9 protein-coding genes are annotated in these 16041 nt (G+C 45.7%); all 9 read right to left on the bottom strand.

From position 1 onward, the window contains the following. Nucleotides 1-6 precede the first annotated feature (6 nt). Nucleotides 7-1614, bottom strand: a complete 1608-nt coding sequence (locus DXD11_RS05375) for a response regulator (RefSeq protein ID WP_118757921.1) — start codon at nt 1612-1614, stop codon at nt 7-9. 772 nt (nt 1615-2386) lie between these two features. Next, the gene (locus DXD11_RS05370) at nt 2387-4039 is read right to left on the bottom strand and encodes an ABC transporter permease subunit (RefSeq protein ID WP_117549881.1); all 1653 of its coding nucleotides are present in this window, start codon (nt 4037-4039) and stop codon (nt 2387-2389) included. Nucleotides 4040-4056: 17 nt separating this feature from the next. Then, complete coding sequence (locus tag DXD11_RS05365) at nt 4057-5565, bottom strand: sugar ABC transporter ATP-binding protein (protein ID WP_015534393.1); 1509 nt, start codon at nt 5563-5565, stop codon at nt 4057-4059. 187 nt (nt 5566-5752) lie between these two features. Then, nucleotides 5753-7024 carry a substrate-binding domain-containing protein gene (locus tag DXD11_RS05360; protein WP_117549883.1) on the bottom strand — a complete coding sequence of 424 codons (1272 nt, stop codon included), beginning with the start codon at nt 7022-7024 and terminating at the stop codon, nt 5753-5755. 618 nt (nt 7025-7642) lie between these two features. Further along, on the bottom strand, nt 7643-8254 hold the full coding sequence (locus tag DXD11_RS05355) for a zinc-ribbon domain-containing protein (RefSeq protein WP_015534396.1): 612 nt from the start codon (nt 8252-8254) through the stop codon (nt 7643-7645). 59 nt (nt 8255-8313) lie between these two features. Then, nucleotides 8314-9105: a TraX family protein gene (locus DXD11_RS05350; RefSeq protein WP_118757920.1), complete on the bottom strand. Its 792-nt coding sequence runs from the start codon at nt 9103-9105 to the stop codon at nt 8314-8316. A gap of 47 nt (nt 9106-9152) precedes the next feature. Next, a complete protein-coding gene (locus DXD11_RS05345; RefSeq protein ID WP_118757919.1) occupies nt 9153-10706 on the bottom strand; it encodes a DUF975 family protein in 1554 nt (517 codons plus the stop codon). Nucleotides 10707-10844: 138 nt separating this feature from the next. Then, nucleotides 10845-15371 (bottom strand): hypothetical protein, encoded by a 4527-nt coding sequence (locus DXD11_RS05340; protein ID WP_243105813.1) that lies wholly within the window; start codon nt 15369-15371, stop codon nt 10845-10847. Beyond that, on the bottom strand, nt 15313-16032 hold the full coding sequence (locus DXD11_RS05335; protein WP_004852816.1) for a DUF6063 family protein: 720 nt from the start codon (nt 16030-16032) through the stop codon (nt 15313-15315). The genes DXD11_RS05340 and DXD11_RS05335 overlap by 59 nt, the downstream gene beginning before the upstream one ends. Nucleotides 16033-16041 lie beyond the last annotated feature (9 nt).

Raw genomic sequence — 16041 nt, 5'->3', positions numbered from 1 at the left:
TCTGCTCTACTTATTCCCCGCATGTTCAGTTCTGTACTTTGATGGCGACATTCCAAATCTCTTCTTGAACACATAGCTGAAATAATTTGCATCCTGATATCCCACCTGCTCTGCTATCTTATAGCTCTTCTCATTTGTCTCAAGTATGAGATTGGCTGCGTGATCCATCCTGTAATCCGTCAGATACGAGATAAATGCCTTGCCCGTCTCCTTCTTGAACACCGATGAAAAATACGAATTGGACACACCAAGCTCTGAGCACACCGTATCCAGCGACAGATCGGGCTCCATATACCTGTCAACTACCATATTCTGGGCATCCGTTACCATTCTTCTGGACGTGTTATTTCTGGCATTTTTCAATTCCTCGCCGATCGCCATCGATGTGTCTATGAGCCATGCTGTGAGGGTAACTTCATCCATCTCAGGAACCTTCTCGTATGGGTTGCTGATCCCACCTGAAAAATTATCAAAATCTATAAAATTATTTGCACAGAATCTGTAGAATGTTCCTACCATCTCCATGAGCGTCAGCTTATACCTGTTCATGGTCTGTGCAGATCTGTGCAGCTTCTCTATCTCATCATGTACTGCGCCCTCAATGGCATCTCTTTTGCCAAGATATATTGACTTGATAAGCTCATGCATATTTGCATCTTCATACTGTACTGCTGCCTTCTGCTCCTTCGGTGCGATCTCAGCAATGTTTATAGCCCTCTGGGTTCCGTATAAAACCCTATATGATACAGCTTCCCTGGCACCCTCATATGAATTGTTGATATTCAGAAGACTGTCGCACACTCTGCCAATACCGGCAGTCACCACTGCCCCCATGACTCGGTAAGCCCATCTGCAGAATCTGTCGCAGGCATCCGTCAGCTCTGCCATGGCATCCTCTGAGGCTATCTCGATGATGAGCACTGTGTTGCCCAAGTATGTAAATACCTTGCATTTCCATGTATCAGCAATTCTGTCCTTGATCTGCTGTTCCACCGACATTGACAACAGAAGCGGGTTCATTCCATCTGGAACGTGATGCTCCGATGTATGAAAAACCGCGCAGCAATAAAGCGGTCCCTTCATATCGATCTGGTATGCTGCAAGGAATTTCTCATAATCCGACTCGCTCACTCTGCCCTCTATCAGTGATACAAACAGATTTGTCTGAAGAACAGGCAGAGATGCATTGAAATAATTTGCAAGCTTCTCTACATTCAGCTTTTCCTCCCTCTCCTTGTCCAGAGAGTTCTTGACCCTCTTCAGACAATCCGAGAGTTCTAAGGCATTTATAGGCTTGAGCATGTACTCCTCTATCTCAAGGTGCACCGCCTCCTTGGCATACTCAAACTCATCAAACCCTGTGAATATGATGATGTGTATATTCTGATAATCATTGTTGAGGCGTCTGGACAGTTCAAGACCGTCCATATATGGCATCTTGATGTCCGTTATGACCACATCCGGCTGCAGCTTCTCCACCAGTTCAAGAGCCTTAACACCGTTGTTAGCGCTTCCCACAACATCAAATCCGAGCATATCCCAGTGGATCTTTCTCTCTATAACATCTATAACCTCTTCCTCGTCATCGACAAGGATAACCTTGTATTTATCCATCTAACAGAAATCCTTTCTATATATCAAATGCCACCCGGTTCACCGGTCTTTTCCAGCAATGTAATTATATCAAATACCGCAGAGAATATCTGTACTTTTATTATTATTTCATTATTTCTTCATCTATACCGTCAAGGAATTTTCCTCACCTGTCCGTGACTCGAAGCCTTGCCTGTTTCCAGCTGAGGATCCAGCTTGTTTCCGGCTGCATGCATGGCTGCATTTATATACTGCGACATCGATAGTGAACACGACTGAGCTTCAGCGCTCTTTGCCACTGCGGAGACCGCATTGCCCTTATCGCGGTCAAAGCAGTGTGCAGATAAAAGCAAGCTGAAGTGAGGGAAGGGGAACACTCGTCCAGAAATTCACAATATATAAATATCTCCACAGGCCAGCCTTCCTTGCATGCGCCTGCCACTTTTATGCATACCACCTAATCGATAGCTAGACGTGACTGAGCTTCAATGATTTTTGCTAAGGCAGAGCGCGCAAACGCCCTTATCGCGCGCGGCGCCGCATGCAGATAAAATCATTGGAGCGAAGGAAGCGGCTGCGTGATTAGGTGGCATGCATAAAAAAGTGGCATAGATGCACAGAAGGCGTCCGCCAATCCACATGCCTTGCGTCATGCGTGCACTTCGTGCACTTCACAAGGAATCCTCCCGCTTATGCGGGCCCCTCCTTATGAAAAAAGCCGCTCAATCCATCCTGTAGACGATCCGAGCGGCTTTTTATATAAAGGTTTTGTGAGAGTTAAATTTGTTGTTCCTTACTTCTTCTGTACATACTTGAGACAGTCAAGAGTTACAGCGGCAAGGATGATGATACCTTCGAATATGAACTGAAGGTTTGTATCAATACCAAGAATAGTAAGTGAGTAGGTAAGTGATGTGAAGATAAGAACACCAGTTACAACACCGGAGATCTTACCGATACCACCTGTGAATGAAACACCACCAACAACGCAGGCTGCTATGGCGTCCATATCCCAGCCCTGTCCATAAGCTGCACTACCTGAACCAACCATTCTGTTACACTCAAGCCATGATCCGAATCCGTAAAGGATACCGGCAAGGATGAATGCGCCAAGTGTTACCTTGAAAACTGATATACCTGAAACTGCTGCTGCCTCTGGGTTTCCACCTACAGCGTACAGATTCTTACCAAATGTAGTCTTGTTCCAGATGAACCATACTACAACTACAGCAACTATTGCCCAAATGATAATAGTTGGGAAGTTTCCTATTGTTGGGATGAACATATTTGGTATTGCTGAATCAATAGCACCAAATGAAACACCCTTTGTCGCATATGTTACAAGTCCGAAGATTATCAGCATGTTCGCCATTGTTGAGATGAACGGATGCATCTTGTACTTCGCCATGAAGAAACCTGCAATACTTGAGAATACTGTTGTGAGGATAATACATGCAACAAGTGCAAATAATGCTTTTCCTACAACTGGCATACTTGAGAAATCAAATATGTGTCCGAACACACCACCTGTATTTGCACCGTTGTGCATGATAATGGTAGCTGTAACCATACCCATACCAACCATACGTCCAATCGAAAGATCGGTACCAGTCAGGAGGATAAGTCCCGCAACACCGAGTGCCAGGAACATTCTAGGTGATGCCTGCTGAAGTATATTCAGTATATTGGTAACTGTGAGGAGCTGTGTGTTCTTCACAATCGGAGTGATGATACAAAGTGCAATGAATATCAACACGATTACTATATACAGACCATTCTTGTAAAGGAACTGTGTTGTATTGAATGTGTACTTGTAATTCTCAAATTTCTGTGCTCTGCTCTGCATGAATGTGTACTTGGACATTCTAAGAAGATCTATCAGATGATACTTGTGTGAAAATGCATCATGCTTTCTGTCCTTGATCTCCTGAAGTCTTGACTCATGTGTCATCTGTGCATCAAAGAGCTTGTTCTTGTATACATATTTCTCGTCCTTGATCTCTTCCGAATCAGAGAGCTTTGCAAGTGTCTGCTCATGCTCTGTCTTGAGTGTTGCCTTTACTCTCTCATAGGACTCATTTTCTGCTGCCTTCTCAGCCTCGCAGCTTGCCACTACCTTGCTGTAGTACTCGCTGTCATAGTGCTCCTTAAGGTATCCCTCTGCATCGGCGATGAGCTTTGCAACCTTATCTTTGTTGGCTGCCTCAACTGCCTTTGCCTTCTCCAGGGCTGCCTTATCCTTTGCGATTATGCTATCCTTTTCATCCTTTGATAAATTCTTATCTTCCTTTGCGATAGCTATATGGTTCTTCAAACTACGAACCTTGTCAGATCCATCAACTCGAAGTTCATCGATCTGAGCCTGTATCTTTCCAACATATTCATCAATCGGCTTAAGGAGTTTTTCCTCTGCATCAGCCGAAAGGATCATATTTTTATCTGCCATATCCATGCTCCTCTCTATTACAAATATTTAGCACTAAGTCTTAACAATTCTTCCTGATTAGTCTCCTTGGTATTTACAATTCCGGCAAGGTGTCCATTTGACATAACACCTATACGGTTTGTGATACCCAGGATCTCCGGCATCTCAGAGGAGACAACTATGATAGTCTTGCCCTGCTTTGCCATGTTGATTATAAGTTCATATATTTCATACTTGGCTCCTACGTCAATACCTCTTGTAGGATCATCCATCATGAATACATTTGGTGAACGCTCAAGCCATTTTCCGAAGATAACCTTCTGCTGATTACCACCGGACAGGTTGGCGATCATATCGTCAGGTCCCATACACTTGGTGTGCATGACCTTGATCTCCTCAGCTGTGGCACGAACCATGCTGTCATGTGACAGTGCCACGCCGCTCTTGTAGTGGTTCATATTTGCAATGGTGGTATTGAAGGTGATATCTGCCTTGAGGAAAAGGCCATTTGCCTTTCTCTCCTCAGTGATAAGGGCAAATCCGTGATCCATAGCATCCTTTGGACCGGTGAAGTTCATGATCTTGCCACCATACATTACATTTCCTGCTGCTCTTGTACGAATACCAAAAATTGTTTCCAGGAGCTCTGTACGGCCTGCACCAACCAGACCATATAGACCGAATATCTCACCCTTCTTCACATCAAATGTGATGTTCTGGAGCTTCGGTGCATACTTTGTGGAGAGTCCCTGCACTGAGAGGATCGTCTCACCCGGCGTATTGTCGACCGGTGGGAATCTGTTATCAAGTGAACGGCCAACCATGGCTGATATAAGCTCGTTCATGTTGGTGTCCTTGCTGTCCTTTGTCATGACCAGACTACCGTCTCGGAGAACTGATATCTGATCACAGATCTCGAATATCTCATCCATCTTATGTGAGATGTAGATCAGGGAAATTCCCTGCTCCTTGAGCTGTCTCATCATCTTGAAAAGCTTTGCAACCTCAGGTGCTGTCAGCGATGATGTAGGCTCATCAAGTACGATTACCTTGGAATTGTACGAGATAGCCTTTGCGATCTCACACATCTGTCTCTGGGAAACTGACATTCTCTTCATCGGCTGTGTAAGATTGACCGTTATACCCAGCTTTCTAAACAAGTCTGAAGCTTCCTTCTTCATACGGCCCTCATCGATGACTCCAAGAGAGTTCTTTGGATAACGTCCAAGGAACAGGTTGTCAACAACGCTTCTCTCAAGACATTGATTTAATTCCTGATGAACCATCGCAACTCCATTCTCGAGTGCATCCTTAGGGCCAGAAAAATTTACTTCTTTTCCATCTAATATTATTGTGCCTTCGTCCTTCTGATAGGTTCCGAAGAGACACTTCATCATTGTCGATTTACCGGCACCATTCTCACCCATAAGTCCCATGATCGAACCAGGTTTAACATTCAAATTAATATGGTTAAGGACCTTGTTTCTGCCGAATGATTTGCTCATGCCTTGAATCGATAAGATGTATTTATTCTTATCTTCTGCCATATCTCTACTTCCTTTCATTGAACATCAGCCCATTAATAGTCGCCTTCGGCGAGGACTGATGCTACATATCAAGTTTTCATAGAAAACTTGATACATGCTCTTAGTAAAAGAAGGGTATCAAATGTTTAGTCTGACACCCCTCTGAGTTAAATCATTTCCTATTGATCAATCATCCAGGTAACTTATATTACTTAGAGAGAATTGATGTGTATGATGCTGCATTGTCTGTCTTAACCATGTTGATTGCAAATGCATCATACTCGCCTGGGTTACCAAGACGGTTTGTGATGTTAGACTCTGTCTGTCCATCACCACCGATGTAATCTACATTCAGGTTAAGAAGGTCATCGTAGTTCTGAAGAAGTGGCTGGTATGTTGAGCTCAGGAAGTTATCTGAAGCGTTGTAGATATCAAGCCATACCTTCTTGCTTGGGCTCTTGCTTGAGTCAAGCTGCTTTGAAACCTTGTCATAAACCTTTGTTGAATCTGTGAAATCCTGATAGTTGTCTGCTGTTACTGCCACATTCAGTGCGTAGTATGATCTCTCGTCTGCGCTGTATCTGTAGTCAACACCTTCCTCAAGCTGGTTTCCAGCCTCGTCTGCTGTACCGATACCAGTATCAACATCTACACCATCAAGTGCGTTACGGAGAACTCTCAGTGTCAGGTAAGCCTGAACATCTGCATGCTGTGAAATTGTTCCGCCGTAGCCCTCTGCAATTGCTGCAACTGCATCGCTGTTAGCATCGTATCCAAATGTAGGAACCTTTGCGTCCTTTGCCCAGGCATTGAACATTGACATTCCCATACCATCGTTATTTGAAACAACTACATCGATCTGATCACCAAATGAAGCTGTCCATGTTCCTATTGCATTACCAGCTGTAGCTGCATCCCATGTAGCTCCTGCTGAGTTCTTCATCTCCTGTGATGCAAGCTCTCTGATCGTATATGTCTTGCCATCTACATCAAGCTTAGCATCCTGTACTACTGTTGCCTTACCATCTACGTTTGTTCCGGCTGGTGTTGAATCAACTGCTCCGCTTGCATCAACTCCTGTGCCAAGTGCTGAACGAACACCTCTTGTACGCGCGATTGAATCATTGTGTCCGATATCACCGATTGCAAGTACATATCCGATGACTCCATCACCGTTACGATCGATCGTTGCTGCGTTTGCCTTGATGTAATCAAGAACCATCTGTCCCTGAAGCTCAGCACCCTGATTAGCATCAAATCCTACATAATATGTGTCCTTGTTGTAGCTAAGGGCATCCTTGTCAAGTTCTCCTGTTGAGCTGTTGGATGGCTGACGGTTGAACCAGCAAAGTGGCTTGTCCTTGTTTGCTACTCCGCTGCTTGAACTTCCGCCACTTGAGCTTCCGCCTGATCCACATCCTACCATTGATAATGCAAGTGTTGCAGCTGCTGCTACAGCTAAAATTCTTCTTTTTCTCATATTACGTTCCCTCCTGTTCTTTGAACATCAGCCCATTTGTAATTGCCTTCGGCAAGGGCTGATGCTGCATGTTAAGTTTTCTGAAACTTAACACATCCTTTGGCTTTGTGTGTTTTATTTTTTCGTCTTGCCTCATTGACTGTATTCATTATAATTTGACAGGGGTTTTGAAAGAATAGAATATTTTTGGATTAATTAGCAAAATTTTGCGATTTATTGAAATTTTTATAGATATTTTTAACAATAGCGGTTGTTTAATAGTTATATATTAGAATATTTTTGACTTAATAGTGATGGTTTAGCTTGCTTTACTGGGCAATTTTCACCTGTCACCGGCAAGTTTGGAGGGCGGGATGGTCTGTGATGACATATTCTATACGGTGGCTTAGCGGCGTTTTAGTGGCACTTCCTATAACAGCTTGTTTTTATCTTTTGGTTGTTTTCCATCTGTTTTGCGCATAGTCATAAAAGCAAGCTGCCTTCCTCACATAGCACATGCCTCTCGCATCACTGCACATTTATGGCGATGAGCAATTCATGCTAAAACATGGTCATGTACAGTAATCCACGCAAACAAAAAAGAGCGTGGGTTCGACTCACCCACGCTCTTTTTCAGGCTTACATATTCACATTCAAGTAATTTCCACAATAAGGACATTTGCTGGAATATCCAGTCGCTGCACGGAAACTCGAACCACAATTCGGGCATCTGACCGCCACAAGTCTCAGCTTATCCGGTGCCACCGGCTTGTCGTCCATGAGCTCTTCCTCACCAGGAAGCCTCTCATCCCTTACTGAATCCGGATCATAGCCGTATTTGCCGTTATACTCAAATATATCTATCGTCAGACCTATCGGGTACATGCCGGCACCCCTTGTGAATCCCGTTGGTATTATAGCCTCCCGCTCAACATGGTAGCTGTCAAAATAATGCACGATTGTGTCCATCATATATGTATTGTTCACCCTGACAGAAGTATTCTCCGTGTATCCATATATCTTTGCAGGATACCTCACGCCCTTTTTCACTATCATCTTCTTGTTGTGAACCAATATCGCCACCACTATGTCCATTCCCCCACCGATCAGTAAGAAACTTCCCGGAAGGCTCAGCATAGCCAGGGGGAATTTGCCAGGCTCCGCCACAATTGCAAATATAATTCCCACGAAAACACCGACAGCAAGGAATATACTGCCAACCAAAACCACTATCTTATGAGCTGCATTCATCTTATTTCTCCTTTTCCCCAATATCTGCAAAAACCACCGATTCTCTGCTCATACAATGTCTACATCACCATCTGCCAGATTATGTACAATACAAGCAAGTGTCCCGGATAAAATGCATAACAGAAGTATTTAAACCACTTCTTATGGTATCCCAATTTTCCATTGTATAGCCATATCACCGGCAATGCGATTAGCGCAAACGCCTGCTGCGGGAATTCAAAGCTATGTCCCGCTATACTAAACGTATAACAATATCCACTAAGCAGCTGTGCATTGATATAATACATACACACGAGCTGTGCTATCAATTTCCATGGTTCCTTGCCCCGGAACAGATAGAACATTATAACCATGACAACTCCCGCTCCATAGAAATCAACCATGGTGATCGTTCCTATCACATATCCCACAAGTGTCACAACAACCGCAACCGGGATCCACAGCCATACCTTGCCCGTTTTCCTTACCTTGTCTATCAATGCTATCAGCAGTAATCCTATGAGAAATGTCCAAAGTACATTCTGATGAAACAGATACAGGACACTGTCTCCGGACACAAGATCAAATGGAATTTCAGATATCACCGCAAATATCAGCATTCTGCACAGATATCTGCGGAAATTACTGGTATGGTAAAATCCCTCAACTATCATGAACGCAAATATCGGAAATGCTATTCTTCCTATGCACGTAAGTATATCCACATACGGAAACAACGTTGCCCACATGTGATCACTGAGCATGCATGCCATCGCAATGATATGCAGCATACAGGAGCTGAATACTCCTGCCTTTATATTCCAGGACTGTTTCCCCGGATCAATCATTTTACCATTCTGTATATCCGTCATATTGGTTCCTCCTTTTTATATGACTTCGTCATATTGGTTCCTTCTCTTTATAATGTGCCGCCAACTCCTTCGCCCTTGTTAAATCCGAATATGGCGCAGCATATCAGATCTATGATAAACAATGCCGACAATGTGATACATATGATGTTCTGCACTTTTTTGCTCTTGGAATTCAGAAATTCACTGAGCTTCGGTGCCGCTATATACACTCCAAACAGACTTCCCATGCCAAACGCAAGAAGCCCTACCAGACATATTCTTCCATTTACATTAAGGAACTCGTTCTTGTAGTCCCAATACTGTGAGTTAAAGAAGAAATCCAGTGCCCAGCTCGCTATGAATTCTATGATTCCACATACCACCATCGCCATGGCGAACAGCTTCACCTTATCTGCCTTGAAGCGGTCAAGCAGGAATATGATAGCAACGCCACCGACTCCGTACACGGGCAGCCATGGTCCATACATGGTTCCGCGGTTTACAAGAACATGATCCATAACTATATAGAGCAAGACCTCCCACAGCCATCCTATAAAACAGAACACAAAGAAGAAGAAAATGAAATCCCTAAGACCGTATTCACTCTTCACCTTCATTCCCTCAGGAACCTCAACCGCGACATCCTGGAGAATATAGACCGGCTTGGTCCATACCTCAGCAACTCCCGCGTCTCCTGCCGACTGATAAGCAGCCTCGATAACCTTTTTGTTATATGGTGCAGCATTGAATGCTTCCTCAACAAAATTTTCCACACCTATATTCTGTCTGAACCAGAAGTACATCTCCACATCAAGCTCCATCTGGAACGGTAATGCTACCAGAAGTCCTGCAACCGGTATAGCCTTGATCATCCACACGTGGATGCATGACAGATCCGTCAGGAACATTTTCCACTTATAGCCTCTCGTCATCTCCCTTGACATGTTCTTCGCATCTCTCCACTTGAGTCTTGGATTCTCCGCCAGGAGATATGGAACCATCCTATACTGATAATACTTGTACACACCACCGATTATCGTGAGCCACCAGAGTGTCATAACAACATTGTAACAGAACATGACCCACATAAGTCTGAGTAAATAATGTCTGTGGAAAGGTGCAAACATTCGGTTGATGGACACCTTGTCACTGTATCTGCACTCCATGGCATAACGGCATTTGCCGACTATTGCTGCACTCTGTATGAAGAAATGCAGTACCGCCATGATAAGTGCGGATATGAGAAGCATCACTATGACCTCACCGGGATTTCTCTTCACGTATGCCGTATTGGCGCCTAAAAGCTTGATGATCCAGGTCTGCTTCACCGTCACCGAATCTATCATCCGGGCAACTGTCTCTGCTTTTTCCTCCGACATATGCTCAACCATCGGCATATTCTTCACATATTCCTTGAGTATGGTCACATTGTCCGCCTCATGCTCTGTCTCCTGCCCGAGCACCTGATCTATACCCTTCACGAACTTTGTCTGTGAAGAATCATCTACCCCAAGATAAGAGAATACAAAACACACAGCGACCATGGCCATCCAGGCCAAAAGTCCCCGCTTAAATACCGTGTTCCACGCTCCCTTTCTAAGCTGTTTCCTGTTCCAATCCATCTATAGTTCCTCCCAAGCTAATATTTAAAGTAATTCAACAACATATATCTGCAAAACCCGTAACCTGAATTATGGCTTGATGGTTTCATATTGCCTATCAGGGGAATATGAAACCGGTCAAGCCATTCCACAGCCCCCCTAGATGAAGTCGAAGGTCGCCTGTTCATAGGAAAGTTCCTGATATTCCAGCTCCTCCTGATCCGTCTTGCTGGTGTAGTCCACCACTACCGTTTGCTGCTTTCCGCCCACCATCTGCTGTCCCAGGATATAGTTCACGTCAAAGCGTCCTGTGATGGCCGGTGTCGCGCCACGGGCAGGTACGATGAGCTGCACATTGTTGGCTGCCAGCATGGCAAATATAGGCTCCCATATGTATATATCCTTCGCCGCACCAAACGGGTTGTCAATAAATATTGTTTTAGACTGTACCGACTCCTCCGGTGCCAGGCTGTACATTCCTGCAATGTAGTTGATGACAGCAACCAGGAACTGGATGTAGATACCCTGCGACTGTCCTGTACTTCCAACAGCCTCCTCATATCTGAGGTAACGGCTCTGTTCCTTTATCCTCTCTCTCTTGTAGAGGTTAAGTCTGATCGCATTCATATCTGTGACCATGACACCGAACAGCTTCTTGAGTCCCAGACAGTCACGGATGTACTTGATCCTCTTTCGTTCATCCTCGTAGGCATCCGCACCCTTCACTATGTCATCTATATAGTCAGACATCCTTTGCTTCACAAATTCATCCTTCACATAAGGTATAGTTAGATCGACCATCTTGATCACATCATCGCCCACCGTGATACGTGACAGCTTTGGAAGCTTCTCAAGCTCAGTCTTCACATCCATACATCTCTGTACACACTGGTTCTCGAAGTTCTCCTTAATGGCAACCATATCCTCGATGCCCTTCTCAACACGCTCCTTCTCCAGCTTGATGACCTCAATGATCTGAAGAAGATTTGCCAGAAGCTCCTTTGCCTGACTGTAGGTATCCGGAACCTGCACATCCTGCCTGATCGTATTGGCCATCTCGAATACTCCCATCTCCACTAGTGTATCCGCCGTCTGTCCCTTGAATCTCATGATCTCATTCTTTGCGCGGTCAAGGGCTTTCATGCTCCTGTCGTACTTCATGAGACTTGTCTCAAATAACTGTCTGAGGGTATCCATGTCCTCATCAAGCACATTTCCACCTGAGACATCTATATCGTTGGTATCGATGATCCTCTTTACGTCCTTGTACAGATCCACCATGAAACCATACTGCTTATAGTAATCGCTGTACGCCTTCTCAGCTTCTTTGAATATGCGGTTCATATCCGCAAGCACCGCGTCTCCATTGGCTATGGCTGTATCTGCATCGGCTGCAGATATCTCCTCACGCACATAGCTGCCATCACCGTATGTTCTATTGATGTTCTCTATCGCATACTCTATGCTTCCCTCAAGCTTGCTATACGCCTTCTGGTCAGCCTTCTGCTGCTGCATCAGCGACGCCTCTATCAGCGTGAGCCTTGCCAGCTCATCGTCCATCTCCCTGAGATGGTCCTCTGACGTCGGATAGAGCTCTCCTGCCCCGGCAAATACCGCCATGTCAAAGCCTCTCTTCTCTATGGTCTTCTGTATTCTGTCCATTGACTTCTTCAGCGCATCCATGAGCTTCTTCTTGTCCTCAAGATCCGGCGCATGCTCCTTTGAAACCGCCAGCATAGCCATAAATTCCTGTTCAAGCCGTTCATCTGAAATGTCCAAAGTCTCCTTGTATTCCTCCGGTATTCCGTCCTGCCATGCCGCAGCAGCCACGCCTGCACCATCTGTATTTTCAGCAACTCCCGCATTCTCAGACTTCGGCAGATACGGTTCGAAATACTCCGTCCACTTGTACTGGATATCCTCTATATTCCTTGTAAGCCCCGCAAGCTTTGCCTCAGTCTCTCCAACCGTCGTCGACCACTTCAGCACATCGCTCTGAAGTCCTGACAGCTTTGCCACAAGGTCAGACTTCCTCTGCTTATACTCGGCAAGTCTCTGCTCCTCCGGTCTTGCAAGATCCGACAGCTGCTCTATCATGACAAATGTCTGTCTTCTGTCAGATTCCTTCTGCTGACTCTGCTGCAGGTCTCCATATCTCTCGGTGTTATTCTTAAGCTCCGTCTCTGTAACCTTGATCGATGTCTTAAGCTCCTCAAGCTCATCCTTCTTATCGAGCAGTGCCTGGTTCAGCTCTCTCTCCCTGTCCTCGGCACCTGTATATCTCGCATCCACAAGCCTTGTGACAAATGCAAGATCCTCCTGATAAGTCGCAAGCTTCTCATTTATCAGACTGATCTCCTCCGTGAGACCTGCTATCTTATCAGCATTTGCCTTTCTGGCGTCCTCTATGGAGTCCTTAGACATGAAATATTTCCTGTCTCTTCCTATGATAAGCATGTTCTCGGCGGGAACTATCGCTGAGTCTGAAAGCTTATCCATATCGTACACCATTACACATTCGCTGCCGGTGTCTATCGAACCGAGATTTATATCGTCCTCCAGACTATCAAATCCCTTTGTCACAACACTGTACGGCAGGTATGGATTTGCCTGAAGCAGCTCCTCCTTTGTATCACCCGGGAGTGCCGACAGATAATCCGCACCATGCATGGCCATGAGCCCATGTCTGGTGGAGATGTAGTTTATCACAGTCTCAGCACCCTCCGACGGCGGAAATGGTCTGCCATCCTCATAGCATTTCGCAAGCTTTGTCAGTCTGTCGATCTCCTGCTGGCGCTTGATCGTCTCTGTTATGGTGCCCCTAATCCTGTCATTTATAACACCTGTTATATCCTGTGGATTCTCCACAGAGTATACTGCCATGATGCTGTCGAGCTGGCTTCCCGACTGCCTGTACGCCTCGGCGTCAAGCCTTGCATCCTCGCAGCTTCTCTCCAGCGCATCATACTCAGCCTGCACAGTCGTCAGTCTGTATCTGTCATCGTACAGCTTTGTCCTGCCATCTGCTATGGCTATCTCCAACTCTGTCATCTCAGCAAGTATCCTGTCAGACTCCTCCTGAGCCTTGTTCATCATATCCTTCACATCACCCACTACGAGCAGGTTGACCGATGCAGCCAGCTCACTTATGCGGGCACTTATCTCATCAATCTTGGCTGTGGCATCAGCGATATTATTCTCCGCCACCGCCTGGGCGATCTCGCCCTCCCTCATGACCTTTCTGCAGTACTCCGCCTCCTCAAGTGCGTGATCATAGCTGGTCTGGGCCTCTTCCCTTGCCGCCATGAGCTCTGCAAGCTTCTTCTCATCACGGATGCGTCTGTTGTACGCATACACCGCCATCTTCTCACTGGATGATCCGATGTTGTTTCTTATATTGTCGACTATCAGTCTGCTCTCTTCGTACTGTCGCTTGTTCTCCCTGTATACAAGGTAGTCATTTACACTCTCCTTGTAGCCGATCTGGTTTTTCAGCTCCGCAAGCTTCTTCTCATTGTCCTCTATCTGCGTGACAGTGTCATTCATCTTGCGGTTCATGTCCTCAAGGCGCAGATAATCCCTGGTGACCCTGAGATTTGCCAGACGCTTGTTCTGCTGTTCCATCTGCTCCCCGGCGTCAGCCTTTGCCTTCGCCAGCTCCTCCATATGGGTGTCGCCCTCCTGTGTACACGCCCTTCCTGTGGCATACACATCGGCCAGGCCCTTACATATCCTGTCGTTGTCCTCGTAGAGACCTATGCATGAGTTCACCTTGCCCTCGAGCACATTTATCAATTCTATCTGGTGGTCATAGTTGGCTATGTCACGCTTTCTCTGTGCCAGAACGTTCAGCTTGTCCTTGATGTCGAGAAGAGTCTCTGCCATGGTGTCTTCCTCACCGTTTCGTCCTGTCTTTATGGCAAATGCCTTCTCTATGATCTCCTCTATAAGCAGATCCTCCACTACCTTCCTTGTGGTCCTGTAATTTGTCTCAAAATACGTTCTTACGTGCCCCTCTGTCTTGTTGATTCCACGTATGATTTCCCAGTGGCTCTCGTGGAGACCATAGCCGCTTATAAATCTCTGGTACTCGCCCTTCTTGTCAAATACCCTGACCTCCAGACTCATATCCCTGTGTCCGAGATCCTTGAGATATGTCTTTAAACCGTTGAATGTGATCCTCTCATTACCCTCCGACAAAGGAAGGTTCACTATGTCATTCTTGTTATATTCCCTGTAGAAAATGCAGTAATTAAAATACTCTATGGATGCAGTGTCCTTCTGTACCTCCCCGGCATCCGCAGCATCCTTCGCCTTTCTGGCACAGAATCCGGTGGTCATGTATCTGTAGCCATCCTTTATATCCGCCTCGTCAAGCTTCCACTCGATCAGCGAATGGATGACTGTGTTGCCGCCGCCCGCACGGAAAAGCTTCTCCACAGGCTGCTTCTCATCCAGAGTACAGTTCGGTATCAGGTTCTGAAGGAGCAGAAGCATGAGAATACTCTTTCCTCCTCCATTTGCCAGATCATACAGCGTGTTCTTGCCATACATTCTCATGGTGAAGTCATCGTACTGCTGTGTACCAAAGTTATATTTTACATTGTTGACCCTTATCCTGTTGATACTAGGCATCCTCTTCTTCACCTCCAAGCAGCTGATACAACCGTCCTCTGTATTCCTCAAAATAGTTCTCCGACAAAGCTTTCATCCTGTCTGTCGGATAGTACCTGTCCGCATTCTCCACAAATAACCGCTGGGCCGACATGAAGTTGAACACCAGCTTCACATAACCCGCCCGGGATGCCTTGGACGCCCTGGCGCTGTCGCCCTCCTGATTGCCCGTCACCGCCGGGAGCTCATCCCACAGGAGCGCTATCGCCTTGAAGCTGTCCTGCTCCACCTCATCAGTTGACAGAACATCAAGCTTCTTCGTTATGTCCGCAAGATATTTGCTTGTCTCATCTATAATGTTCTCTGACTTCACATACTCCCTGAACTGATAGCTGGAGGAATCCTTGTAAAAATAGAGAAGTGTCATATACATAATGAAGTAACACAGATAGAGCTCCTTGTTCAGACGAAGTCCCAGAAGCTTCTTCATGTCGTCATTCGTATAGCCAAATACCCTGTTGCCCTCTCCGGCTGTTATATACAAGCTGTCATTGTACTCGTACAGTGACAGGTTCATCTTCTTCATCATATTCATGACGATGTCGTACACCTCGGCATTGCCGTAGAATTCATCGTACAGCGGGCCGTTGTCGGGATGCTTCTTGCAGATCTCCTCACCTGATATTAACTTGGAATATATCTCTATCGCCTTGTCCAGATTCTTACTTTCCATCTTTTTCTC

This window comes from Coprococcus sp. TF11-13, from assembly GCF_003481085.1.
In the GTDB taxonomy this organism is placed as follows: domain Bacteria; phylum Bacillota; class Clostridia; order Lachnospirales; family Lachnospiraceae; genus Coprococcus; species Coprococcus aceti.
The sequence above is the reverse complement of the archived record's forward strand: the minus strand, read 5'-3'. Positions and strand labels throughout refer to the sequence as shown.

Excerpts from the sequence above, each read along its gene's own strand:
- DXD11_RS05375 (WP_118757921.1), bottom strand. The coding sequence starts at position 1,614 with ATGGATAAATACAAGGTTATCCTTGTCGATGACGAGGAAGAGGTTATA.
- DXD11_RS05370 (WP_117549881.1), bottom strand. The coding sequence starts at position 4,039 with ATGGCAGATAAAAATATGATCCTTTCGGCTGATGCAGAGGAAAAACTC.
- DXD11_RS05365 (WP_015534393.1), bottom strand. The coding sequence starts at position 5,565 with ATGGCAGAAGATAAGAATAAATACATCTTATCGATTCAAGGCATGAGC.
- DXD11_RS05360 (WP_117549883.1), bottom strand. The coding sequence starts at position 7,024 with ATGAGAAAAAGAAGAATTTTAGCTGTAGCAGCAGCTGCAACACTTGCA.
- DXD11_RS05355 (WP_015534396.1), bottom strand. The coding sequence starts at position 8,254 with ATGAATGCAGCTCATAAGATAGTGGTTTTGGTTGGCAGTATATTCCTT.
- DXD11_RS05350 (WP_118757920.1), bottom strand. The coding sequence starts at position 9,105 with ATGACGGATATACAGAATGGTAAAATGATTGATCCGGGGAAACAGTCC.
- DXD11_RS05345 (WP_118757919.1), bottom strand. The coding sequence starts at position 10,706 with ATGGATTGGAACAGGAAACAGCTTAGAAAGGGAGCGTGGAACACGGTA.
- DXD11_RS05335 (WP_004852816.1), bottom strand. The coding sequence starts at position 16,032 with ATGGAAAGTAAGAATCTGGACAAGGCGATAGAGATATATTCCAAGTTA.